Annotated in this window: 21 protein-coding genes and 1 riboswitch; of the genes, 6 read left to right on the top strand and 15 right to left on the bottom strand. The window is 35.4% G+C overall.

Translation table 11 applies throughout. The features are described from left to right. The first annotated feature begins 182 nt into the window (after positions 1 to 182). Entirely contained in the window at positions 183 to 1,445 is a 1,263-nt protein-coding gene (locus HMPREF9225_RS03285; protein WP_008901519.1) for an S-layer homology domain-containing protein, read from the top strand. A 547-nt stretch (positions 1,446 to 1,992) separates the two neighbouring features. On the opposite strand, the gene HMPREF9225_RS03280 is transcribed toward HMPREF9225_RS03285, so the two are convergent. The 3 genes from HMPREF9225_RS03280 to murI are packed head-to-tail and all read right to left on the bottom strand — an operon-like array spanning position 1,993 to position 4,037. Continuing rightward, positions 1,993 to 3,009, bottom strand: coding sequence for an HAD family hydrolase (locus tag HMPREF9225_RS03280; protein WP_008901518.1), 1,017 nt, complete (start codon positions 3,007 to 3,009; stop codon positions 1,993 to 1,995). 40 nt (positions 3,010 to 3,049) lie between these two features. After that, positions 3,050 to 3,256 carry a heavy-metal-associated domain-containing protein gene (locus HMPREF9225_RS03275; protein ID WP_008901517.1) on the bottom strand — a complete coding sequence of 69 codons (207 nt, stop codon included), beginning with the start codon at positions 3,254 to 3,256 and terminating at the stop codon, positions 3,050 to 3,052. After that, on the bottom strand, positions 3,234 to 4,037 hold the full coding sequence (gene murI, locus HMPREF9225_RS03270) for a glutamate racemase (protein ID WP_008901516.1): 804 nt from the start codon (positions 4,035 to 4,037) through the stop codon (positions 3,234 to 3,236). Before murI ends, HMPREF9225_RS03275 begins: the two co-directional genes overlap by 23 nt. A gap of 195 nt (positions 4,038 to 4,232) precedes the next feature. On the opposite strand from murI, the gene HMPREF9225_RS03265 reads away from it, so the two are divergent. After that, positions 4,233 to 5,717, top strand: coding sequence for an aldehyde dehydrogenase family protein (locus HMPREF9225_RS03265; RefSeq protein WP_008901515.1), 1,485 nt, complete (start codon positions 4,233 to 4,235; stop codon positions 5,715 to 5,717). 74 nt (positions 5,718 to 5,791) lie between these two features. Here HMPREF9225_RS03265 and HMPREF9225_RS03260 read toward each other — a convergent pair whose 3' ends face one another. Then, the gene (locus tag HMPREF9225_RS03260) at positions 5,792 to 7,726 is read right to left on the bottom strand and encodes a YcdB/YcdC domain-containing protein (protein WP_040551299.1); all 1,935 of its coding nucleotides are present in this window, start codon (positions 7,724 to 7,726) and stop codon (positions 5,792 to 5,794) included. A 99-nt stretch (positions 7,727 to 7,825) separates the two neighbouring features. Between HMPREF9225_RS03260 and HMPREF9225_RS03255 the strand changes: the two genes are divergently transcribed. The 3 genes from HMPREF9225_RS03255 to HMPREF9225_RS03245 are packed head-to-tail and all read left to right on the top strand — an operon-like array spanning position 7,826 to position 11,675. Beyond that, on the top strand, positions 7,826 to 9,655 hold the full coding sequence (locus HMPREF9225_RS03255) for a glycerophosphodiester phosphodiesterase family protein (protein WP_008901513.1): 1,830 nt from the start codon (positions 7,826 to 7,828) through the stop codon (positions 9,653 to 9,655). A gap of 9 nt (positions 9,656 to 9,664) precedes the next feature. Further along, positions 9,665 to 11,257 (top strand): ABC-F family ATP-binding cassette domain-containing protein, encoded by a 1,593-nt coding sequence (locus tag HMPREF9225_RS03250; protein ID WP_008901512.1) that lies wholly within the window; start codon positions 9,665 to 9,667, stop codon positions 11,255 to 11,257. A gap of 1 nt (position 11,258) precedes the next feature. Then, entirely contained in the window at positions 11,259 to 11,675 is a 417-nt protein-coding gene (locus tag HMPREF9225_RS03245; protein WP_008901511.1) for a hypothetical protein, read from the top strand. Positions 11,676 to 11,774: 99 nt separating this feature from the next. Here HMPREF9225_RS03245 and HMPREF9225_RS03240 read toward each other — a convergent pair whose 3' ends face one another. The 11 genes from HMPREF9225_RS03240 to HMPREF9225_RS03190 form a co-directional block, all read right to left on the bottom strand. Next, complete coding sequence (locus tag HMPREF9225_RS03240) at positions 11,775 to 12,074, bottom strand: hypothetical protein (protein WP_008901510.1); 300 nt, start codon at positions 12,072 to 12,074, stop codon at positions 11,775 to 11,777. Positions 12,075 to 12,092: 18 nt separating this feature from the next. After that, positions 12,093 to 13,163, bottom strand: a complete 1,071-nt coding sequence (locus HMPREF9225_RS03235; RefSeq protein ID WP_008901509.1) for a DUF2871 domain-containing protein — start codon at positions 13,161 to 13,163, stop codon at positions 12,093 to 12,095. Beyond that, positions 13,154 to 13,723 carry a TetR/AcrR family transcriptional regulator gene (locus HMPREF9225_RS03230; protein WP_008901508.1) on the bottom strand — a complete coding sequence of 190 codons (570 nt, stop codon included), beginning with the start codon at positions 13,721 to 13,723 and terminating at the stop codon, positions 13,154 to 13,156. Before HMPREF9225_RS03230 ends, HMPREF9225_RS03235 begins: the two co-directional genes overlap by 10 nt. A gap of 2 nt (positions 13,724 to 13,725) precedes the next feature. Further along, positions 13,726 to 14,151 carry a hypothetical protein gene (locus HMPREF9225_RS03225; RefSeq protein WP_008901507.1) on the bottom strand — a complete coding sequence of 142 codons (426 nt, stop codon included), beginning with the start codon at positions 14,149 to 14,151 and terminating at the stop codon, positions 13,726 to 13,728. A gap of 145 nt (positions 14,152 to 14,296) precedes the next feature. Then, on the bottom strand, positions 14,297 to 15,469 hold the full coding sequence (locus HMPREF9225_RS03220; protein ID WP_008901506.1) for a coiled-coil domain-containing protein: 1,173 nt from the start codon (positions 15,467 to 15,469) through the stop codon (positions 14,297 to 14,299). A gap of 124 nt (positions 15,470 to 15,593) precedes the next feature. Then, on the bottom strand, positions 15,594 to 16,451 hold the full coding sequence (locus HMPREF9225_RS03215; protein ID WP_008901505.1) for an undecaprenyl-diphosphate phosphatase: 858 nt from the start codon (positions 16,449 to 16,451) through the stop codon (positions 15,594 to 15,596). Then, positions 16,451 to 17,776, bottom strand: a complete 1,326-nt coding sequence (gene dnaB, locus HMPREF9225_RS03210; RefSeq protein WP_008901504.1) for a replicative DNA helicase — start codon at positions 17,774 to 17,776, stop codon at positions 16,451 to 16,453. Before dnaB ends, HMPREF9225_RS03215 begins: the two co-directional genes overlap by 1 nt. Before the next feature lie 4 nt (positions 17,777 to 17,780). Next, positions 17,781 to 18,230, bottom strand: a complete 450-nt coding sequence (gene rplI, locus HMPREF9225_RS03205) for a 50S ribosomal protein L9 (protein ID WP_008901503.1) — start codon at positions 18,228 to 18,230, stop codon at positions 17,781 to 17,783. Then, positions 18,227 to 20,209 (bottom strand): DHH family phosphoesterase, encoded by a 1,983-nt coding sequence (locus tag HMPREF9225_RS03200; protein WP_008901502.1) that lies wholly within the window; start codon positions 20,207 to 20,209, stop codon positions 18,227 to 18,229. The genes rplI and HMPREF9225_RS03200 overlap by 4 nt, the downstream gene beginning before the upstream one ends. Beyond that, positions 20,206 to 21,108, bottom strand: a complete 903-nt coding sequence (locus HMPREF9225_RS03195; RefSeq protein WP_040551298.1) for a DUF2232 domain-containing protein — start codon at positions 21,106 to 21,108, stop codon at positions 20,206 to 20,208. The genes HMPREF9225_RS03200 and HMPREF9225_RS03195 overlap by 4 nt, the downstream gene beginning before the upstream one ends. 110 nt (positions 21,109 to 21,218) lie before the next feature. Continuing rightward, complete coding sequence (locus HMPREF9225_RS03190) at positions 21,219 to 22,073, bottom strand: YitT family protein (RefSeq protein ID WP_008901500.1); 855 nt, start codon at positions 22,071 to 22,073, stop codon at positions 21,219 to 21,221. Between the two features lie 108 nt (positions 22,074 to 22,181). Then, positions 22,182 to 22,275, top strand: a riboswitch (SAM riboswitch). A gap of 66 nt (positions 22,276 to 22,341) precedes the next feature. Here HMPREF9225_RS03190 and metK point away from each other — a divergent pair. Next, positions 22,342 to 23,511 (top strand): methionine adenosyltransferase, encoded by a 1,170-nt coding sequence (metK, locus tag HMPREF9225_RS03185; protein WP_008901499.1) that lies wholly within the window; start codon positions 22,342 to 22,344, stop codon positions 23,509 to 23,511. Positions 23,512 to 23,840 lie beyond the last annotated feature (329 nt).

Genomic DNA, 23,840 nt, shown 5'->3' with positions numbered 1-23,840 from the left:
GCATTTTTTTACAACTTACCATAGAATAACCCATCTTATTCTTTATGTCAACATACTCAAAGCTCTATAAAATGTTTTCCTAGTTTAATACTTAAAATTTTTCTAGTACTTTAATAACACTTCTTGGATTTTCAAACACTTTTCCAAATATACTATGTTAAAATATAATTAAGGAGGATTTTATGAAAAAGTTTTTATTATTTATTTCTGTTTTAATTATCATCTTCATACCTAAAAATATTTTTGCTTTTGCGGATGTTAATTCCCACTGGGCGAAACCTTTTGTGTCTTGGGCTTCTAAAAATGAACTTATCAAAGGTTATCCAAACGGGACTTTTAAGCCTGATGCAAATATAACTAACGCAGAATTCTACACAATCGTAAATCACTTTGCAAAATATAATACTTTTGACCACATTCACTTCAAAGATATGAAGAAGTCCGATTGGTTCTATTCCGAAGTTTGTCGCGGGGTGAAGGCTGGTTACATAAAAGATTCAAACCTCATAATTTCTCCAAATAAATTTATAACTAGAGATGAGGCTTCTAGAATTATTGCAAGCATATATTCTGGATATTCTCAAAACAAGCTGGGTTTTATTGATAATATAAGTATTGTGAATAAATCTGAGGTTTCATTCCTCGTTGATAGAAAAATAATTTCTGGATATCCCGATGGAAGTTTCAAACCTCTAGGTCTTATTACTCGTGGAGAAGCAGCTGCAATGTTTTATAATGCGGATAAAAATCTAGGTGAAGCTACCAAGGATTTTATCTACATTACGATTATGGCGAAGCTTGATAGCAGAGAAGACAGCGTTGTAAATAATATTAAAGTGCAAAAAAATAAAAAGTTTGAGGATTCTACAAACTTTAATTTGAGTGATGGATATACTTTTGATGGATATTACTTGGACAAGGAAAGGACTAAAAAGGCTGATTTAAATAAAGGTTTCGATGAGGACACCACACTCTATGCGAAGTTCAAAGGAAATTTTGTAAAATTATCCTTCTATACTGTCGATAAGAATAAGAGAAAACTAGTGGCGAAGTTTGAGATTCCAAAGGGAAAGAGTCTAGATTTAAATTCTATTCCTATTTTACCTATGGGTTACGCTGGTTGGTTCACCGATAGAAAGGGTGAGGACTACGCAAATTTTGAAGATGGTTTTGAAAAGAATCAAGATTTCTATGGGATTTCAAATTCTAATTCTAGTTCTAGTTCCAATTCAGAGTTCACTGCCGCCTTTGTATTCCCAGATGAGTTTGGAAATTCTAGAAGAGTTGAAATACCTTCAAATTCAAATGGATACTTGGACCTTGTAAATATTCCTACTTTGCCAGATGGATTCAAGTGGTCACTGGCTTCAGATAGGTATATCGAGGCAAATCCTCTTGATAAGATTGATAGAAATATTGTTTTTTACGGTTTTAAATTTGAATAATTTTATTTTGAAATAGTGCAGTTGGATAGACTTGACCTTCAGAAGTTATACCCGTTCGACTTCAGAGCCTTCGGCTCTTTCGCTCAGGGTGACTGTAGTTGGGAAAGTATTCTCTATAAATGTTCCAGAGGAAGACAGTCACCCTGAGCGAGGAAATTTATTTCCGAGTCGAATGGGTATAACCATGGTGAGGTCATGTATTGATGACTAGGATAAATATGGATCAGATCCTTCGACTTCGACGGCGTTTCCGTCTTCGCTCAGGATGACTAGTTGTTTAGAGTGTCGCTCGATAGGTGATAATCATGGATATGTTTAAAGACTTCACGCCTTCGGCTGTGGAACCTAGATTTCCGCTACAGAGATAAAATGGAATCTATATTTTTTCACGGCTACGCCTGAGGAAAGATAATGTAGTGTATAGGTTTATGGAAGCAGGTTGCTTCCGCTACGTAGTGAATCGTAGTTGGGAGTGAGTTCGCTACAGAAAGACCAGCGTTAACAAAAGTATCCCCTAGAGATCTAGGGGATATTTATCCTTTAAATTTTATTCTGAAACTAGTATTCCTTTTTCTTCGTCCCTTTTCTGTAAGAGATAGATAGTGTTTTCGAATTCTTTTTTCCTCGCCATTTCTTTTAGGGTTTCGATCTTTCCAGAAGTGTTTCTATTTATTATAAGTCCGTATTTTAATCCGTCGTTTGTCAAGGCGTAGTAGTCTCCGTCTGAGTCGCCTATATAGAGCATTGCAGGGCGATTATATCTTCCTTTTAAAATTTCAAGATATTCCCCTTTACCTTTGCCCATGGTCAACAGTTTTTCTTCGTCTCCTTCTGCTTGTAGCACTCCGTTTCTTTCTACAAGTTCAAGGCCTACTACTCCATCAAATAGTCCTTTGGAGCATCTATTCATAAATTCATCCACTACGATTCTTGATGATGCTGTGCATACATATGCTTTGGCACCCTTAGATTTGATATCTTTTACAAGTGCTTCTACTTCTTCAAACTTGCCAACTCCAACATCGATGTAGGAATGTAGTTTGTACTTGCCTTCGAAGTTAAATTCCAATCTTTGAAAAGAAATTGATCTCGTGTAGTCATACATTTCTCCCACCATCTCTCTTAGTTCTTCTTCTGTGAAGTTTTTAAATAGGTAGAGTATTCTAAATCCAACAGTCTTTTTTCTGTCGTAGTAGCTAAGCTCCAAATATAGGTAGCACATGAGCTCTATAAATTCTACGTAGTGTGGGTTTTCTTCAAACTCATCATCTGCTACTAATTCTTTGAAATATGTGGCTGCTAAATCTGCTGCAAATTTAGCTTCATCCACTATTCTTTCATCATCTGGCAAATCTTTAAATAGAACTTCTCTAAATTCTTCTGGTGTCATTTTGTATTTTAAACTCACTAGTTGGTAGAAGAATAGATTTTCTTCTGTATCGTGCATGACATAGGAATTGTCGCAATCGGTAACTATGTAGTCCCCTTCTTTTATTGAATCTATGAGTTCGTTTAAAACTTTGTAATTGTGCTTACTAAATCTATTTCTATACTTCTCTAACATCGATCCTCCAAATAAAAAAGGCTCACTGGGTGAACCTTTATTAATTTATTCCTAGTACTTTGTATCCGGCTTTTTCTACTGCTTCCTTAAGGGCTTCATCGTTTAGGTTTTCGCCTTCAACGGTAGCTTGCTTTCTAAATAAAGAAATCTTCACGTCCAAGTTTGAATCCAATGCTTCTAGAGCTTCTTTTACATGGGCGCTACAGTTTTCACATTTCATTCCTTCAATCTTTATAATCTTCTTCATTTATTTCCTCCTCATTACAATCCATATTTAAAATACTTTTTACCATCTTCGATAGATCATTTGAGCTGTGAGATGTGTAAAGTTTAATTCCACTTCTCTTATTTTCAAAATCTCTATCCTGCAAGAATTCACTTACAGTCTCAGCAAGAGATTTTGCCGGGTCGACTATGGTCACTTCCTTGTCCATTTCTTCAAGGACTTTTTCTATGGCAGGTCTTGCCAATGGAAAGTGGGTGCATCCTAAAACAAGGGTATCGAATTCAAAATCTCTATACTCTTCTAAATATTCTTTCACCACCTGCACCGCAAGTTCGTCGTCTATATGTCCATCTTCTACTGCTCTTACCAAGTTGCTACAACCTTTTGCCCTTACGTCTGCGTTTGGCACCAAGGACTTAATCTTCTCTTGGTAGATTCCATTTTCCACAGTGGATTCGGTTGCGATTATGAGTATTTTGTTATTTTTAGTCGCCTTTACTATTTCTGAAATGCCAGATCTAATTATTCCAAAGATTGGAAATCCAAAGATTGCCTTTAGATACCTCTCTGCGTTTGCCGTTGCCGTGTTGCAAGCTATGACAACCATATCCACATTCTGTCTATCTATAAAATTAAAAGATGTCTTCGTTAAATTTCTGATTTCACCGGGAGTCTTCTCTCCGTAGGGAAGATTCTTCTGGTCGCAGTAGTATATGTACTCTTCATCTGGAAGAACTTTTAAAAGTTCCTTGAGCACACTCACTCCACCGACTCCGGAGTCAAATATTCCAATTTTAGCCATTGTATCACCTAGTTAAATTATACACTTATAAGCTAAAACTTCCAACTTTTAAATTTATTCTCTTTTTTTCTTTATAAATGTGATGTTATCACAAAAGTTTCATTCGTTAAAATGATAACTATTATTATTTATGTTGTTTAAAATTTTTTCCAGGGTATAATTAAAATACAAAATAATTAATTAGGAGGGATTTTAATGAAAAAACCTGAATTAAATTTAGATAAAATGTACAAACTTTTTATAGGCGGAGAATGGGTAGAAGCTGAAGACAAAGAAACCCTTAATAGTTTTTCTCCTGCCGACGGATCTCTTTTAGCTGAGATTTCTGAAGCTACAAGAGCCGATGTAGATAAGGCTGTCGATGCAGCATGGAAAGCTTTTGAATCTTATAGACACACAACTCCTAAAGAAAGAGCTAAAATTTTAAATGAGATTGCTGATATTATCGATGCAAATAAAGAACATCTTGCAATGGTAGAAACCATGGACAATGGTAAACCTATTAGAGAAACTTTGAACGTGGACATTCCTCTAGCTGCTGATCATTTTAGATATTTCGCTGGAGTTATCCTTGCTGACGAAGGAACTCTAAATAAATTTGACGCTCACAATATTTCTCTAGTTATAAGAGAACCTATCGGTGTAGTTGGTCAAGTTATTCCTTGGAACTTCCCATTTTTAATGGCTGCTTGGAAACTTGCTCCTGCACTTGCTGCCGGTGATGCAATAGTTATAAAACCATCTTCAACTACTTCACTTTCACTTCTTGAACTTATGAAGCTTATTGAAAATGTAGTTCCAAAGGGAGTTATAAATCTTATCACTGGATCAGGTTCAAAATCTGGCGAATACCTACTTCAAAACGATAGACTATCCAAACTCGCATTTACAGGTTCTACCGAAATCGGATATGAAGTTGCAAAGGCTGCTGCTGATAAACTTATCCCAGCTACCCTTGAACTAGGCGGAAAATCTGCAAATATTTTCTTTGACGATTGCGATATGGACGTGGCTATGGACGGACTTCTACTTGGAATTTTATTTAACCAAGGACAAGTTTGCTGCGCAGGATCAAGAGTCTTCGTTCAAGAAGGAATCTATGATGAATTTGTAAAACGCGCCGTTGAAAAATTCAAGAGCGTAAAGGTTGGACTTCCATGGGATCCAGAAACTCAAATGGGTGCACAAATATCTCCAGGACAACAAAATAAAGTTTTGGGATATATTGATGTTGCAGTTAGAGAAGGCGCTAAGATTGCTATCGGTGGTAAGAAACACGCAGACAAAGAGTTAAAGGACGGAGTATTTATAGAACCTACTTTAATTACAGAAGTTACCAACGAAATGACTGTTGCTAGAGAAGAAATCTTCGGACCAGTTGCAGTAGTTATCAAATTCAAAGATGAAGCAGATGTAATCAGAATGGCAAATGAATCTGAATACGGTCTTGGTGGCGGAGTGTTCACAAAAGATATAAACAAGGCTTTAAACGTTGCAAACTCACTTGAAACTGGTAGAGTTTGGATCAACACTTACAATGCCATCCCTGAAGGGGCTCCATTCGGTGGTTACAAAAAATCTGGTATCGGTAGAGAAACTCACAAGATGATTCTCGATGCATATTCACAATTCAAAAATATAATAATTAAGACCGATGGAAAACCATCTGGACTTTATTAATCTCCTATATGAAAAGAGCTTCACTACGAAGCTCTTTTTTTTGTAAAAATAAATCCCCGGTTAACCGGGGAAATTTATCTTATATTCAATGATCTGTAGTAGATGCTTAGAAGTTCATCCACATTTATATTTGTATGGGTGGAGTTTTCTGAAGTTAGTCCGTAGCTTCTAGCCATTTGGAAGTTTACTAAGTCTTCTCCCTTTAGTCCGTCTATATCTTTAAATACTTTTGAGTCAAGTCCTTCTAGGTTAACTCCCCTTAGCTTAAAGATGATTTTAATTGCGTCGAGACGATCTAATTTCTTATCCATTTTTAAATCTTTAAATGGATTATTACTTCTGTACCCATATTGGTCAAGAAGTTTCACCCCGTCTTCTACTATGTCTGCAAGGTCTTTTACCGTTGCAGCGTCAAGGACATCTTTATCTTCCATAAATCCAATTTTGTATTCCAAAAGTCTTTCAAGGTCAGTTTTATATTTTGATTTTTCTAGATTTATAAATTCACCTAAATCTGAATATTTATTTAATGTTCTCGCACCTATTGGAGTCAAATCTTCATATCCGTAAACAGGTTTTAATTTATTGTCCTTTACCATGTATAGAAGTTTGAAATTATCTTCATCGAAATAGATTTTCTTAGCTTCGTCAAGGGATTTTATTCCGTCTTTGTCTTCAAACTTTTCAGTGTATTCCCTGAGACTAAATGCACTTACCTTCTTATTATCATTGTTAAGTTCTACAATTACTCCATAGTTTACTACCGGCACTTCATCTTTAAGTTGGCTATAAATTATTCTTGTGCAGTAAGTGTCTGAATAGATGTTTGGATCTTTGTAATCAAAATCTACAAGTTTCTTTGCATACTTGTCTTTAAACGCCATTGCGATCTTTATAGCTTCTTCCGCTTTTGGGGCTGGTTTTTCTTTTGCATCTCTGATGTCATTGAAATTTGTCAAGGTTCCATCTTTTGCATCTAGTGAGAAGTAGGCTGATCTATCCTTTCTTCTCGCTTCGAAACTATATTCGTACCTGTCCCCTTTTGTTATTCTTTCTCTTTCGATTTTAGAATCTTTTGGAATAAGATCACCTACGAGTTTTCTAAGATCTTCCTTCTTCATAAGACCTTGGAACTCTTTTACAGATTTCTTTTCCATTTCGGTTAAGCCTGCTGAATCTTTGGCTTCTTCAGTTTTCATGTCACCTTCTCTGTAGTAGATTCCACTGTCGTTAAAGTCAACGGCTTCTCCACCTACAGCGTCTATATACTTCTCATTCTTAGGCAAGTAATATAATTTTGCAGTATTGTCTTCTCCATATCTGTTTGACATATATGCAAGAATTATAGGATTTATCTTTTCAATCTTTTCTTTTGCTGGATCAAGTCCAATTAGTTTTGCATCTTTACTTACAGTTTTATCTTTTACCAAGTAATATAAACCAGAATCGTAGTAGGCTAGACTCATGTCGGATAAATCTATTTGAATTACAAGGTTTGTTCCTATAACCGGCACATCACCTACATACCTTCTAAATGTAACTGAAGCAGTATTTTCATACTTATCGTAGTCAACGCTTATCACTTTGTGACTTCCCACAAGATTTTTATCTATCTTTTCTAAGTATTTAAGAGCCGCCTTTTCTATGGCTTCCCTACTCACATGGTCCTTTATCTTATTATCTCTATTGGCATAGTGATTGTAATTTAAAATATTACCTTCCTTGTCCATGGAGACATTTATTCCGTCATCGCCATCTTCTCTTGACCAATGGAAGCGGTACTTTTCGCTCCTGTCTTTATTGTCAGAAGTTTCTATATCAAGTTCTGTATAGTCATCTGAAATTTCAAAAATCTCTTTGGCTTTTAGTATGTATTCCTCCTCTGACTTCGGATTTTTATTTATATTCTTAGAGGTCTTACTAACTTTTGCCATGGTAGAACAAGATGTCACTACTAGCATCGAAAAAATAAGTAACATCGACAATATAAATTTCGTTTTATTCTTCATTTTAGTTTCCTCCTTTACCATATTATACCCAACAATACTTTGTAATAAAACTATGAAGCCACCTTCCTTTGTGATACAATTATGTAGTTAGGAGTGCATATGAAAAAATTATTATCTATTTTTATTATTTCACTTCTTCTTTTTAATGTTTACGCACAGGGAGAAGACAGTGTTGAATTAGCAAAAGAATATAACGAAAGAATAAAACAGGAAGATTATAGAGAGCTCACAAGTTTAGAAAAAGATAGTTACACTGGAATTTTAAAGGATAAAAATCTGTTGATCCTAGCTGTGGATGGTCTCTATGAAAAGAGAACAGAAGACATGGAATATATTTCATCTCTAAAAAACTCTGCCCTATATTATGACCAAGCATATCTTACCAGTTCAACCCACATTCAAGACGACAGCGTCCTTACAAATCTATATGGAATGTATCCGAGGGTTAGATCCTTTGGCAAGGATTACATCTCAGGCAAGGATGTAAAGGGTCTTCAAAATTATTTCAACGATATGGGTTATACCACAAGTTTTTTAAGTACTAAGGGAAAATATTATCTTGATTCAACCAAACTTGGCTTTAAAAATTCCAAGGTTGTTAAGGAAGATAGTTTCAAAGATGAACTTATTAAACTTGGAAAAAGTGGCGGCAAGAATTTTATCTACTCTGTCTACTCAAAGAGAGGTTCCGATAGCAAAAGTCTTGACTCTTCACTTAAAAGTTTAATTGAAAGTTTAAGAGCAAATGGATTTTCCGAATACGAAATTGTAATCGTCGGCACTAATTCCCAAGCTACAAAGGCAGAAAACTATAATTTTAAGAGCCTCGATGCTACCAATGTACCGATCATATTTTTATCAAATAAATTGGAATCGAAAAATATAGAAGATACAGTTTCAACCATAGACCTTATGGCTACGATTCTAAACTACTATGGAGTTACTTCAACCTATCCACAGTACGGCGAATACCTATATAATAGAAAGTTTCCTATTACGATTATGGATAGTGACAAGCTAAGATATGTTACAGACGGAAGTTTTAAGACTGAAGTAAGAGAAAATATTTCTGTTTCAAAATCCAAAACCACAGACATTAAATCCGATTCACTTCTAAGTACGGATAGTTATAAGGACTTCATATACAAATCATTTATAGATACTGACATGTCTGAAGGACTGACATCACTAAACCAAAACAAAGTCGTATATAATAATAGAGGAAATGTTCCTTCTATTCCTAAATACAAGGATGGAATGGTTATCATGCACGCAGGAGGATTTATAGCTGGAGTTAACTATTCCAACATGCTTGATGCAGTTAGATACCACTACAATCAAGGCAGAAGATATTTTGAACTAGATATAGAAAGATCCACCGATGACAACCTAGTGTTGATTCACGACTTCGGCGGATACCAAAGCAAATTCTTCAATGTAACTGAAAATAAATCATTTACTTTAAAAGAATTCTTAGATTTTGAATCTGTCCATGGTTTTGAACAAATGGAGATGGAAAATCTTGTAAATTTCCTAAGAGATCACAAAGATTCCTATGTTGTTACAGACATAAAGTATAAAAATGTGGAAACACTTAAGAAAATAAGAGAAGTTTCACCAGAAACTATGGATCAAATCATACCTCAAATCTATAATTTCAACGAATATAACGAGGTAAAATCCCTAGGATATAAAAATATAATTCTAACACTGTACAAAATAAATAGTCCCGATAGAGAAATCATAGACTTTGTAAAGGCAAATAAACTCTACGCGGTTACAATGTCTCGGTCAAGACTCGATTCAAAACTATTTAACGAACTTAAAAAGACCAATGTAAAGATCTTCACCCACACTGTAAATAGTATGGATGAACTTAAAAAATATAAAGAAAAAGGCGTATCCGGATTCTATTCCGACGTGCTTTAAGGAGGAAAAATGTTAAGTGTAAATAATATTTCGGTTATTTTTCCAGATAAAAAACTATTTGACGATGTAAATCTTATCTTCAACGACGGCAATTGCTACGGAGTAATCGGAGCAAACGGCGCTGGTAAATCTACATTCCTTAAGATTTTATCTGGAGAAAAAGAACCAACCACCGGAAATGTTTCCATGGAAAAGAATAAGAGAATGTCAAAGCTTGCCCAAGATCACTATGCTTTCGACGAATACCCTGTAATGGATACGGTAATCATGGGAAATAGAAAACTCTATGACATAATGAAAGAAAAAGATGCAATCTACATGAAGCCGGACTTCTCTGATGAAGACGGCATGAAGGCAGCAGAACTTGAAGCAGAGTTTGCAGAAATGGGCGGATATGAATCAGAATCCGAAGCTTCAACCATACTTCAAGGTTTAGGTATAGGCACAGAGCTTCACTACGAAACCATGGCTGATCTAAAAGAAAGCGAAAAGGTAAAAGTACTTCTAGCTCAAGCCCTATTCGGAAAACCTGACGTGCTTCTACTTGACGAACCTACAAACGGTTTGGATATCAAGGCTGTCCTTTGGTTAGAAGACTTCCTTGCAGATTTCAACGGAGTAGTAATAATTGTATCCCACGATAGATATTTTCTAAATGAAGTATGTACCCACATGGTGGATATCGACTTTGGAAAGATAACTCTATTCGTTGGAAACTATGATTTCTGGTACGAAAGTTCCCAACTCGCCCTTCAAATGGCAAAGGACCAAAACAAGAAAAAAGAAGAAAAGATCAAGGAACTTCAAGACTTCATCAGAAGATTCTCTGCAAATAAATCTAAATCAAAACAGGCAACCAGTAGAAAGAAACTTCTCGACAAGATTACTCTCGATGATATCAAACCATCTTCAAGAAGGTATCCTTTCATCGGCTTCGAACTATCTCGTGAAGTTGGAAATGAAATCTTAAATATAGAAAATTTAAATATAAAACTCGGTGACAAGGATCTCTTAAAAGATTTTTCCATGAGGGTTAATAAGGACGACAAGATTGCATTTATAGGAAATGAACTCGCTATCTCAAGTCTATTTGAAATAATAGAAGGAAATAGCGATGACTACGAAGGAGAATACAAATGGGGACAAACCATCACCAATAATTATTTTCCTAAGGACAACTCATCCTACTTCGACGGAGTACATCTAAACCTTGTAGACTTTTTAAGACAGTTCTCAGAAGAACAATCTGAAATCTACCTAAGAGGATTTTTAGGAAGGATGCTATTCTCAGGAGACGAAGTTCTAAAAGAAGTAAACGTACTAAGCGGGGGAGAAAGAGTGAGAATGATGTTCTCAAAGATGATGCTAAAACCATCAAACGTACTTATCTTTGACCAACCTACAAACCACTTAGACCTAGAAAGTATCGAAGCAGTAAACAAATCACTGACCGCATTTAAATCAAATATACTATTTACTTCTCACGACCACCAATTCATCTCCACCATCGCAAATAGAATAGTGGAAATATTTGAAGATGGAACCTATCGTGACGAAGCAATCGGATACGAAGACTATATAGAAAAATATTACAAAAACTAAAATGAGAAGATTAATTTTACCAACAATAGCAGTTATAATAATACTTCTTGGAGCCAATTTTGTAGCTGGAAAATTAGCAAAACATATGCACCAAAATCTCGGCAATCTAGAAGTAATCCAAGCTAAAGACGGAGAAAAAGACGCCTATTCCAAAATTGGAAAAGCAAACGAAAACTTCGATGTCACTGATGAAGTAGACAAAAAACACGGAAACTTAATAAACTTCTATGTTAAAAACAACGGCGAAGGCACAATTTCATTCTCCATAAAAGGATACGATGAAAAGACTCTTCTTCCAGGTAAGGAAGATTTTATCCAAGCGGAAGTAAAGGGTAAAAACTCATTTAACTTCGTAATCTCTCCGGAAGATGACTCACCAGTCTCAGCAGAATATAGAATAGTACAAAGAAATAAATAATCGCTTAGGCGATTATCAGAGTGAAAACAAACCCAGGAAAAACCTGGGTTTGTTTTTATATTTATTAGATTTTTTAAATTTTTGTTTTTTGTATTATTTTTATCGTAAAACTATAGCAGTTTCAATCCTTATTTTTTTAAGGATTTCTTCAAGCTTTTCTGCTCTATCTTTCCAATAGTCACGTTCTTTTTCCAATCTTCTTCTCTCAAAAGGTGAAAGATTATCAAAATCCATACCTAAATTTTCTAGTTCCTCAATATACCTAACTAGGAATCTTACTCCTGGTAATTCAGGCATAGTTTTTAGTTTTCCTGAACTTACCATATTTCTGATATAACTCTCAGAACATCGCCATCTTTTTGCTAAATCCGCCACTGTAAAAACTGTTTTCTCTTCCATATCAATCGAGGCTCCCTTTTAATTTTTCAACGTAATGTCTTCTGTTATTTTCTTAATTATAACCATGGTATATATCATTCTTATACCAAGGAAAATATGTCCAATTCCTGATACTCCATCCATTGCGGCTTGATTTACCGCTGCTGTTCCTTTTGAAACTACTTCGTAAATTCCAATAAGCATCATGTTAGCAACGGTAAATATAAGCCCAAAGTTATAGATATTAAGAGGTTTCTTTAAATTTGCAAGGCTTTCTTCGTCCAAATTTCTAACTAATAGATAGAAAAGTATGGTTACGACCATTCCAAGTACCAATGTGTGGACGTGGAGTTTGCCTAGATGTGTCCCAACATTAAATCCATAGTACTTTGTAAATTCCCTGTAGAATACTCCGCCACATAGTCCCATAACTCCGTAGGTTATTGCCATGTTTAGTAGATTTGCACCTTTGAAATCTCTTATGAAATGATTAAATCCACCGACAACTATAAATACATAGGCAACAGTCTTTGGCATCATTAGCGCTCCTAGGGCTGGCACCTTATCTACCCAAAGAACTACCGGCACATAGAATAGAAAACTTAAAAATATTAGTAGGCTCATGTACCTAAGTCCGTCGAAATATTTTTTCTTATAGGACCAGATCATGAGAAGTATACCCATTATTAAGAATGGTATGTTTCTTACTATTCCCATGGTGTAGCTTCCGCCACTTCCCCAATTATTTTGCGGAAGAAGTACAAGCACGATTCTTACTGCCGCAAGAAGTAAAATCATCCACTTCTTTTTATTGTCGCTGTCCTTTGTTATTTCTCTATAATAAAAATAATAAAGTACATAGAAGATGGTCATGGTTATTCCCGTCACCATCTTTCCGTAGGATAGCGCAAGTGCGTGTGCTTCAAAACCACCAGGACTTAGATGAGAGATGACCCTTGGCAAGAGATGAAATGCATCTCCTGCTCCCAATAGCACCGCCATAATTCCAAATAATTTTGCATTTTTATTTTTTTCAAGGAGTAACCTTACTCCCATTCCGATTACCAACACCAAGTATGTGAGATCGAATAATGATTCCATTAATCCCATTTTATACCTCCCTTTAACCAATCTATATAGTTTTCAAATTTATCCAAAAACTCTTCGCTGCTCCAGCCTTCGATGTAGTTTCTCTCAATCAAATCGTGGACCGCCGCCTTTACTAAGTGCATAATTTCATTATTTTCAAAGGTTTCTGTATCCATTGAGTTTAACTTTTCACTCTTGTACCTCTGCCATTTATTTTCCAAATTGCAAGTCCAGTATAGAAATCTATTTCTATAGATAGAATAGTTTTCTTCTTCAAATAGTATTACGCTTAAATCTCTTGCATAGATATCCAAGGATTTAAAGAGGTCATAACCATTCTTTTTTAAAATCTTTTTGAAAAGATGATGGATGTCCACAGTCTCCATATCCAAAATCATAAAGTAGGCGTCTTCCAAATCTTCAAAATATTGATAGAAGCTGCCTCTTGCAATATTTAAATCCTCTACAACCTCTTTGACACTGGCTTCAAAAATACTCTTCTTTGCAAATGTCTTCTTTAGAGATTCTATGATTCTATCTTTTTTATCTTCGCTTAAATTATAAAAAGTTTCGCTTGGCATAATTACTCCTCGTACTTCATCTTACAAATATAACTTACTCCTGCTGCAAATAACGCAGCACCTAAACCTGTGTAGAATGTAAAGAAAAATAACATCGGCAGATGAAATTCCTTTCTTATAAATATTCCACTACTCATCATAACCGCCATGATGATGTAGCTCTTTCTATCCATAAAACTTATAATCTTTCTATCTTTTTCTTCCAAACCATCTATTCTTTTAAAATTTTTATTTACTAATTTTCTAAATACTTCGAAATAAAACGATATAAAGACGATTACCATAATCGGAATGAAATATAGTATCCTCGTTTCAATTTTAAAGTAGGACTCGATTCCAACCTTCATCACCATACTTCCAGCAAGTATCCAAACTATTCCCGCGATTAAAAGAAGTTCTCTTCTACTTACATCTTTTATATATTTCATATTCGCCTCCCAAATGACACTCTGTCACTTGAGTATTATTATAAATGACACCATGTCATTTTTCAATATAAAAAATTATTTTTTTAAAATTTTTCATAAAAAAACAGCCAAGATAATTCTTGACTGCAAAATTTAATTTAAATAATTATTTTTTATTTTTATTTTCGAGAAGGGTCACCTTTCTCTTTAGACTAGCGTTGTCCTTTGTAAATCTTTCAACGGATGCTTCCGCCTTTTTAACTGAAGCTTCCATTTCTTTTTTAGATTCCAAAATTTCTTTTAGACCAGCTTTTAGTTCAGCTATTTCTTTTTCTAATTTGTCGTCATTTTTCTTAGTAATTTCAGTTTTAAGAGTTTTATTTTCAGCCTTTAGAGATTTTAGTTCTTCTTTTAGAAGTTCGATTTCCTTCTTAAGCTTTACATTGTCCTTATTTTGTTCAACTTCTGAAAGTTTTGTAGATACTGCTTCAACCCTTGCGGTCAAACTTTCTATCTTGGAATTTGTAACTATTGGGAAATTCTTAATTTGATATTCCATAAGACTTTCCAAAGTTTCTCTATTTATGTCGAAGTAAGTTTTGATTTCTGTGGTGATGTGTTTAAATTCATCTGAGTTAATCATCTTTTGATATTCAAAATTTAGAGATTTTTTGTAAAACTCATAGAATTCTTCCATAGTCTTTGGATTTTCATCTTGGTCCATACTTTCAAGATATCTATCTGTAAGTGCTTTTGCACTGTTTGCAGCGTGTTCTAAGAAGTAGATTTGTAGCTTAGTTACACTCTTTACAAGATCATACACATGCTTGTAACTTTTTTCTGCATCCTTCAAATAGGTCTTTGTAAAGTCTGGCATCGGCATATCCATCACTTGTTTCATAAACTTTGATTCGATTTCTTCGAAGTTTTTCATTAGAAAATCTTTGTTTGGAATTGCAAAGTTTAGATTCTTGTATAGATCCTTTTGAATCTTTACGTATGGCTTAACATATTCAAATATTCCAAGACTGTTAAAGATGTCTCTATATCCCTTTGGCATAGCGTCTAAAAATGTACGCTTGTAGAAATTAAAACTTACATCCAATGCGCTGTCGAAAATTTCCTTTGCCTTATCTCCGGAATCTTTAACTGATCCTCTACATAATTTTTTATAAAGAGTATACATTTGATCTGCTGCCTTGGAAGCTTCTTCCATGTAGTATTTAACATCTACATTTCCCATCTTCATGTCCTTATTCATAAGTTTCATGAAATTATCTATCTGTTTGTCATAAAAATCTTTTTGCATTTTAAAAAGTTCTTCGTAATAATTAATCATTTTCTTCCCCCTAATATTTCCATTATATTATTAGCGCTTTAGTATGTCAACTCATTTGGTATACTTTAATTATACCCATTAATAAATTTTTATATAAAAAATGAGCCTCTTACGGCTCATCATTTTATCCTTTTATAAAATACATAATTAGTACCAAGATTCCAAGAACTATTCTATATATTCCGAATACTTTGAAATCATGTCTCTTTACATATTCTAAAAATTTCTTTATAACTATTAGTGCTACTACGAAGCTTACCACTGCTCCTACTAGGATTATAAGCCATTGGTTAAGACTTAAAACATTTCCAAGTTTTAATATTTTAAGCACCGTCGCTCCAAGCATTGTAGGTATTGCTAGGTAGAATGAAAATTCTGCCGCCACAACTCTGCTACATCCAAGTAGGATTGCTCCGATTATAGTCGCTGCACTTCGAGATGTGCCTGGTACCATTGCAAGGCATTGGAAGAGTCCTATTAAGATTAGGGTCTTCACAGGGATTTGATAGATTGATTCGTAGCTACTGTCCCTATCTTTTCCTTCTATAAGTAGTATTACTATTCCATAAAATACAAGGGCTATTGCTACTGTGACCTTGTTGAATAGATACTTGTCGATTAGATCATCAAATAAAAATCCTAGCACAGCCGCTGGTAGAAATCCTATTATGATTCTCACCCAAAGATTTATGGTCTTAACATCGTAGTTTCTTAGTCTTTCTTTAAATGTAAAATTTCTTGCAGCTTCTCCATGTTTATTTACAAGTTTGTCCTTATCCAGTGGATTTAGGTTTTTAAAGTATACCCACACCACCGCAAGGATTGCTCCAAGCTGTATGATTACGTTGAAGGCATTTTGAAATTCCTTTGGAGAAAGTTTTATATATTCTCCTGCTAGGACTAGGTGTCCCGTTGAGCTGATTGGCAAAAATTCCGTAAAGCCTTCTATTATTCCCAATATTATCGCGTAAATAAATTCCATCAGTTTCCTCTTTCCATGTCAAAAAACTTGGTGTATTCTCCTCTGAATACGAGCTTAACCGTTCCTGTCGGTCCATTTCTATGTTTAGAAATTATTACTTCTCCAACATTTGGTTCTTCGGATTGCTCCTTGTTGTAATATTCATCCCTATATAGGAACATTACCACGTCTGCGTCCTGCTCGATGGCTCCAGATTCTCTAAGGTCAGAAAGGATCGGTCTATGGTCAGATCTCATTTCCGGCGCACGAGAAAGTTGTGAAAGTGCAACTATTGGTACTTCCAAATCTTTTGCAAGTCCCTTTAGCGCTCTTGATATTTTGGAAATTTCCTGTTGTCTCGATTCATTGCTGCCGCCGACTTCCATAAGTTGTAGGTAGTCGATTACCACTAGGTCGAGACCTCTTTCCATCTTAAGTCTTCTGCACTTCGCCTTTATTTCAACTGGAGTTATACCAGGAGTATCGTCTATCTCTATATCAAGTGCAGATATAACCGGCATAGCTGAGATTACTCTAGTCCATTCGTCATCGTTTAGTTTACCGCTTATTATCTTTGTAAGATCTATATGGGTATAGGATGAGATAATTCTCTGTGTTAGTTGGTGTTTACTCATTTCAAGAGAAAAAACCGCCACCTTTGCCTTGCCCTTATCTGCTGCATTTGTCGCCATATTTACCATTAGGGCAGTCTTACCCATGGATGGTCTCGCAGCTAGAAGTACTAGATCCGATTTTTGAAGTCCAGAAAGTTTTCTATCTAGATCTAAAAATCCAGTGGTCACTCCTGTTAGTGAGTCCGGATTGTTCGCCCTTTTTTCCATCTCTTTGAAAGATTCTACAAGGACTTCCTTTAAATGTACTAGACCTTTTTTATTTGATGCTTCATTGATTTTGAATATGGAGTCTTCTGCACTTTCCATGACTTGTATAGCTGTAGCTTCTTTTGAATATCCCATTGCAAGGATTGCGTCTGCTGCATCTATAAGTTTTCTTAAGGTGCTTTTTTCTTTGATGATATCGCAGTAGTACTTGGTGTTTGATACTGCGGCAACGGAGCTTGTAACATTTGCAAGGTATTCTATTCCGCCTGCAGCTTCAAGATTTCCTTGTCTCTTTAGTTCTTCTGAAACTGTGATCATGTCACTCGGTTCATTTCTTGCATCTAAGGCAAGAATTGCCTCATAGATCATCCTATGAGGCTCAATATAAAAATCTTTGGTTTCTAAACTTTCTGTCACCACATTTATCGCTTCTTTGGATAGAAGCATGGCGCCCACTACAGAAACTTCCGCCTCTTCTGAGTAGGGAGGGATTTTTAAATCCATACTATCACCTTATACCTTCGACTACAACTTTTAAGTTTGCTGAAATTTCTTGGAATAGTTTAACTTCTACTGTGTGGATTCCTTCTGTCTTTATATTTTCTGGTAGAACTATCTTTCTCTTGTCCATATTTTCGCCAAATGATTTCTTCATTTCATCTGCAATATTTTGAGAAGTTATAGCTCCAAATAATCTTCCGTTATCTCCAGCTTTTACCTTTAGAACTAGCTTTTCAGATTCAAGTCTCTTCTTAAGCACCTTGGCATTTTCTCTATTTTGATTTTCTTCTGCCTTTAGTCTTTTTTGTTCTTCCTTCCACATAGCTAGATTTTCTTCAGTAGCTTCTATGGCTATCTTCTTTGGTAATAAAAAGTTCCTTGCATATCCGTCTTTTGCATCGGTAAGGGTTCCAGCTTTTCCTAAATTTTTATCATCTTTTAAAAGAATTATTTTCATTTTTCCACCTCATCTAAATATTTTTCAACTGCATCTACAAGTATACTTTCTGCTTCGTCTATATTATCCGTATCTATCTGTGCTCCAGCCATGTTTAGATGGCCACCGCCGCCCACTTTTTCAAGGACAAGTTGTACAGAGAAATCTCCCCTTGATCTTCCTGATATGTGGACTTTTCCATTTTTGTGGGTGAGCACAAAACTTGCTTCGATTCCATTTATTCCTAAGAGTTCGTCCGCCGCTTGGGCAGCTATTAATATTGAGTTTTCAGAATCTCTATCAAGTCTTGATATGGCGATATTCTTGTGAATAATCCTTGTTCCATGGACAACTTCTGCCTTTGAAACCAATGTATCAAGATCATTTTTAAATAGAGATTGCACTCTGAACATATCCGCTCCAGCTCTCTTTAAGATTGAGGCTGCTTCAAATGTTCTAACTCCTGTTTGGAATGTAAAGTTTTTAGTATCTACAACTATCCCACTCATTATCGCATCTGCTTCGAAGTGTGATAGATTTAAGCTGTCACTCATATAGGCTAGGATTTCTGTTACAAGCTCACAGGTTGAAGATGAATATGGTTCTATATATGTTAAAACCGGCGCTTCAACGAATTCCTTAGATCTTCTGTGGTGATCTATGACTACTATTTGATCTGTCATCTCTGTAAGTTCTGGTAGTTCTGTCATAGATGGCCTGTGATTATCCACCATTATTAGAAGTGAGTGACGATTTATTTTAGCTAGAGCTGTATCATGATTAATAATGTGTTTAGCGAGCTCTGGCGCTTCTTCTTTAAGTCTGGTTAAGAGATTTTCAATAGAAGGATTAGATTCTGATAGGACTATGAATCCATTCTTATTTCTATTGGTAACTGCACGAAGTACTCCGATTGCTGCACCGATTGCATCCATGTCTGGATTGGCATGACCCATTATAAATATGTCGTCTGTCGCATCGATAAGCTGTCTTAGAGCAATACCTATTACCCTCGCCTTTACCTTGTTTCTCTTTTCAACCGCCTTTGAACGACCTCCGAAAAATTCGTAGGAATCATCCACCTTTACTACAGCTTGGTCTCCACCACGACCTAGAGAAATATCTAGAGCGGTTTCAGCTTCGTTGTAGGCTTCTTTTAGATTTCTAACTGGACTTGAAACTCCTATTGAAAGAGTAACAGGAATGGAATTTCCCCTCTTGAGTTCACGAAGATCGTCTAAAAGATCGAATTTTCTATCGAGAATTTGAGTAAATCCAAAGTGGGAAACTACAACCACATAGGTTTCGTCATCCACCTTTGCAATGAGTCCGTCTAGCTCATCGAAGTAGTTTCTAATAATCGAGTCTATCTCTGCAAGAAGTATAGGTCTTTCGTTTTGCAAAGTAGCATCCATAACTTCGTCATAGTTATCTATCTCAACCTTTAGAACCATAGGATTTGTATCCTTAATAATCTTTTCAAGTTCTGCAGTGGCGGAATTGTCCACCATAAAGAATACCTTGATGGATTTTCTGTCGTTTTCTTGAGATTTAACTTCCGATGAGTTGGTAAAAATCATGTAGTCAGTGTCTTTAAACTTCATCTCAAAGTTTACAAATTCACTCTCTGAATCAACAAAAATCTCAGGCATAAGATTTTTTATATCCTCTCCCATCACCTCTTCTTCAAAAAGATTTCTATAAAGGGAGTTATACCAAAGTATGGTTCCTTTTTCATCCGTAATTACCAGTGGGAAAGGCATGTTAAAGATAGCCTTCTTGGTAATAGAGTCAAAATCTTGGGAGATGGCTTCTATATATTTTTTCGATGCATCATTCTTATCCTTTATCTTTGCGTATGCTACAAAGAGAATATAGAGAAATACTAGGAATAATATTCCTCCGACAATTGGCTTAAAGTAGAAAGAAACACCGATTGCTACTAAAGAAAATAATATTACAAGTTTAAAATCATCTAGATTAAAATATTTATCATTCATTTAAAATTCGGTAACCTCCTAACATTTACCAATGAGTCTATAAATCCTATAGCAACTGCTATGATCTGAGTCCAACCAAATAATGCCATGGATAGCACTACAAATCCTTGTATAAATCCACCCATCTTAATTTTATTCATATAGAACTTAATCACACTTATTCCTTGGATAAACATAGAAAAGATTAAAATCGCCTTTAGGTTAAAATTTAGGGTGTCCATATCTTTTAAAATATATTCCAAAATTAATATCACAACAACCATTATCTGTGTATATGACCAAGGCATTCTAAACCATATAAATGGAGGAGTAAATTGTACTGCCCTTCCATTGGTGATGATTGTCCTAGCAGACTTGGTATAGGTGATGTAGGATAGCATCATTGCGATGATAACCATTATAGAAGGCATAAGTCTTACACTACTTCTAAAATTAAGTATGAGGTTTGCCCTCATAGCATTAAACTGTGCACTGTTAAGTCCAGCATTTCGAAGAATCTCTTCTGCGTTTTGTATATAACTACTTATGCTCTCTTCAGATAGAAGAGTATCGCCAGTTATGCCCATCGCATACATGATTATAATTCCAGCCACAAATGTAATCGCACCTCCTGCGATGATTGCGTAGTGACTAGGGACTCTCATAGTCATCATGTAGTGAAGAACAAGTATAAGCGGTGCACAAATAGTAAGTAGAAATACTCCCATCATAGGACTTAGAAGTCCGACTCCAACACATACCATAAGGAAAAATAACATAGATTTTATGATCGAATCTTCATAAGCGAAAGTCAAAAATCTATGAGGTATAAAAAATATTGTTGGAGGAAATATTACTGAAAGTATACCTAGACTAAGTCCTTGTAAAAAAAGTATTAAAGTTTTGTTTGTCTTATTCATAATAATCTCCAAGTATAATTTTAACATAAAACAGATAATAATTAAATTTACAAATTATACCAAGTAAGATAGCAATTAAAAAACGCCTTGGAAATCCAAAGCGTAAATGATTATTCGTAGGTAAATCCATAACCTTCTACTTCCGTTACATTGGAAACATACATAAATGCTTCTTTGTCAGTCTTTCTTATAAATTCTTTTAATTTAACGTAGTCCTTCTTATCAACCACAGTTACGATTATAGTTCTAGCATCTCCTTTGTATCCACCTTTCGCATCATAAAGAGTAGAGCCTCTGTAAAGGTCCACAAGGATGAACTGGTTGATCTCTTCAATCTTATTCGTAATAATGGTTATGTGGTACTTGGTGTCAAAACCTGCGATCATCTTGTCTATAACTGTACTATTTATAATCGCTCCAAGAAGGGCATACATACCAAGCTTAGGTCCATATAGAAGAGTAGCAAGTAGTGTAACCACACCATCACTCATAATAAGACCTTGACCAAAGGAAAATCTCGTATATGTCTCCACAATCTTAGCCACAATATCAGTACCACCAGTGCTTGCACCTTGATTAACAACGATACCAATACCTATAGCCTGGATAAAAATTCCGAAAATTAAATTAATAAAAATATCTCCCTCAACTAATGATTGGTTAAGTGGAACTACAAGCTCTAATAACCATAGGAAAACCCCAAGAGATATGGAGGCGTAAACGGTATAAAAACCAAAGTCCGCACCTATAAATATAAATCCGATTACCACCAATATAGTATTAAGGGCGGTCAATATGTATGGTACTGGTATGAATGGAAATAAGTGGTTAATTTCTATTGAAAGACCAGAAGTTCCACCAACTGCCAAAGAGTTTGGAACCAAGAAAAAATGTAATCCTACCGCAACAAGAATTACACCTATGTTTACAAATAAAAATCTTTTAATATTAAAACTTGATTTCAAGTCAAATCACCTCACATCAATTATAGCAAATTAAATAATTCCCTACAATGATTAAGTTTTTAAGAGTTTTGTTTGAAAAATAGTAAGACTCGTGATAAAATAACTATGACCTTATTGAGAGGCAGAAGAGTGAATGGGCACGTTGACACTGCCAGCAACCTTTAAAAGGTGCTAAATCCTACGGGTGACCGAAAGATAAGGAGCCTTAAGCTTCCTTTTTGGGGCTTTTTTTTAATTAGTAAGGTTAATATTAATATAGAGGTGAAGTATGAGTAAAAAATGGCTTTTTACATCAGAATCAGTAACAGAAGGACATCCTGACAAAGTATGCGACCAAATCTCAGATGCAATCCTAGACGCAATCCTTGCAGAAGATAAAAACGCAAGAGTTGCCTGCGAAACCATGGCATCTACAGGAATGGTAGTAATAACAGGAGAAATATCTACAGAAACATATGTAGATTTTACACAAATCGTAAGAGATACCCTAAAAGAAATAGGATACGACAGAGCAAAGTACGGCTTCGATTCAGAAACTTGTGCAGTGCTATCAGCAATCAAAGAACAATCCCCAGACATCGCAATGGGAGTAGACAGATCAGAAGATCAAAATGACCTAGACAGACTAGGAGCAGGAGACCAAGGACTAATGTTTGGATTTGCCTGCGACGAAACAGAAGAGCTAATGCCACTACCAATATCACTAGCTCACAAACTATCCAAGAAACTTGCAGAAGTAAGACATGGCGGAACACTAGAATACCTAAGACCAGATGGTAAGACCCAAGTAAGCGTAGAATACGAAGACAACGTACCAAAGAGAATCCACAACATAGTAATCTCTACACAACACTCACCAGAAGTAGACCTAGAAACCATAAGACGCGACATGATAGAAAAAGTAATAAAACCAGTAGTGGACGAAACACTAATCACAGAAGACACAGAAATCTTCGTAAACCCAACAGGAAGGTTCGTAATCGGTGGACCAATGGGAGACGCAGGACTAACAGGAAGAAAAATAATCGTAGACACCTATGGCGGATACGCAAGACACGGCGGCGGAGCATTCTCAGGAAAAGATCCAACAAAAGTAGATAGATCCGCATGTTACTACGCAAGATACATCGCGAAAAACGTAGTAGCATCAGGACTAGCAAAGAAATGTGAAATAGGACTAAGCTACGCAATAGGAGTAGCAAAACCAACATCAATCATGATAGACACATTTGGCACAGGAGTCTTCGATGATAATAAACTAGAAGAAATAATACTAAAACACTTCGACCCAAGACCAGCAGCCATCATAAAAGAACTAGATCTACTCCGTCCAATCTACAAACAAACCGCAAGCTACGGACACTTCGGAAGAGAAGAACTAGGCTTACCATGGGAAAATACAGATAAAGCCGAAGAATTGAAAAAATATTTAAAATAATTAAATTAATTGAAAAATTAAGGTTGTCCTAGGACAGCCTTTTTTTGTGGGAAAATTCACGAATGACGATATAAAATCGGAGATTTTGTTGCATATCTTGTGGACTTCCAAACAATGAGCATTGCATGAAGTCTGAATTGAGAAACCCGACTGCTCGGCTGTGGAATCAATATGTTTTTGCTACAAAGATTAATCGTAATGTATTTTGTTTTACGGCTTCGCCTGATCTTTTACTTATCCCATGCAAAATTAAAAGCCTCTCTACAGATTTAACACCATTTAAATTCCAGTAAGTATAATCTTTAAACTTTTCTACGACAAATACTAAG

Source organism: Peptoniphilus duerdenii ATCC BAA-1640 (assembly GCF_000146345.1).
Lineage (GTDB): Bacteria > Bacillota > Clostridia > Tissierellales > Peptoniphilaceae > Peptoniphilus_B > Peptoniphilus_B duerdenii.
The sequence above is the reverse complement of the archived record's forward strand: the minus strand, read 5'-3'. Positions and strand labels throughout refer to the sequence as shown.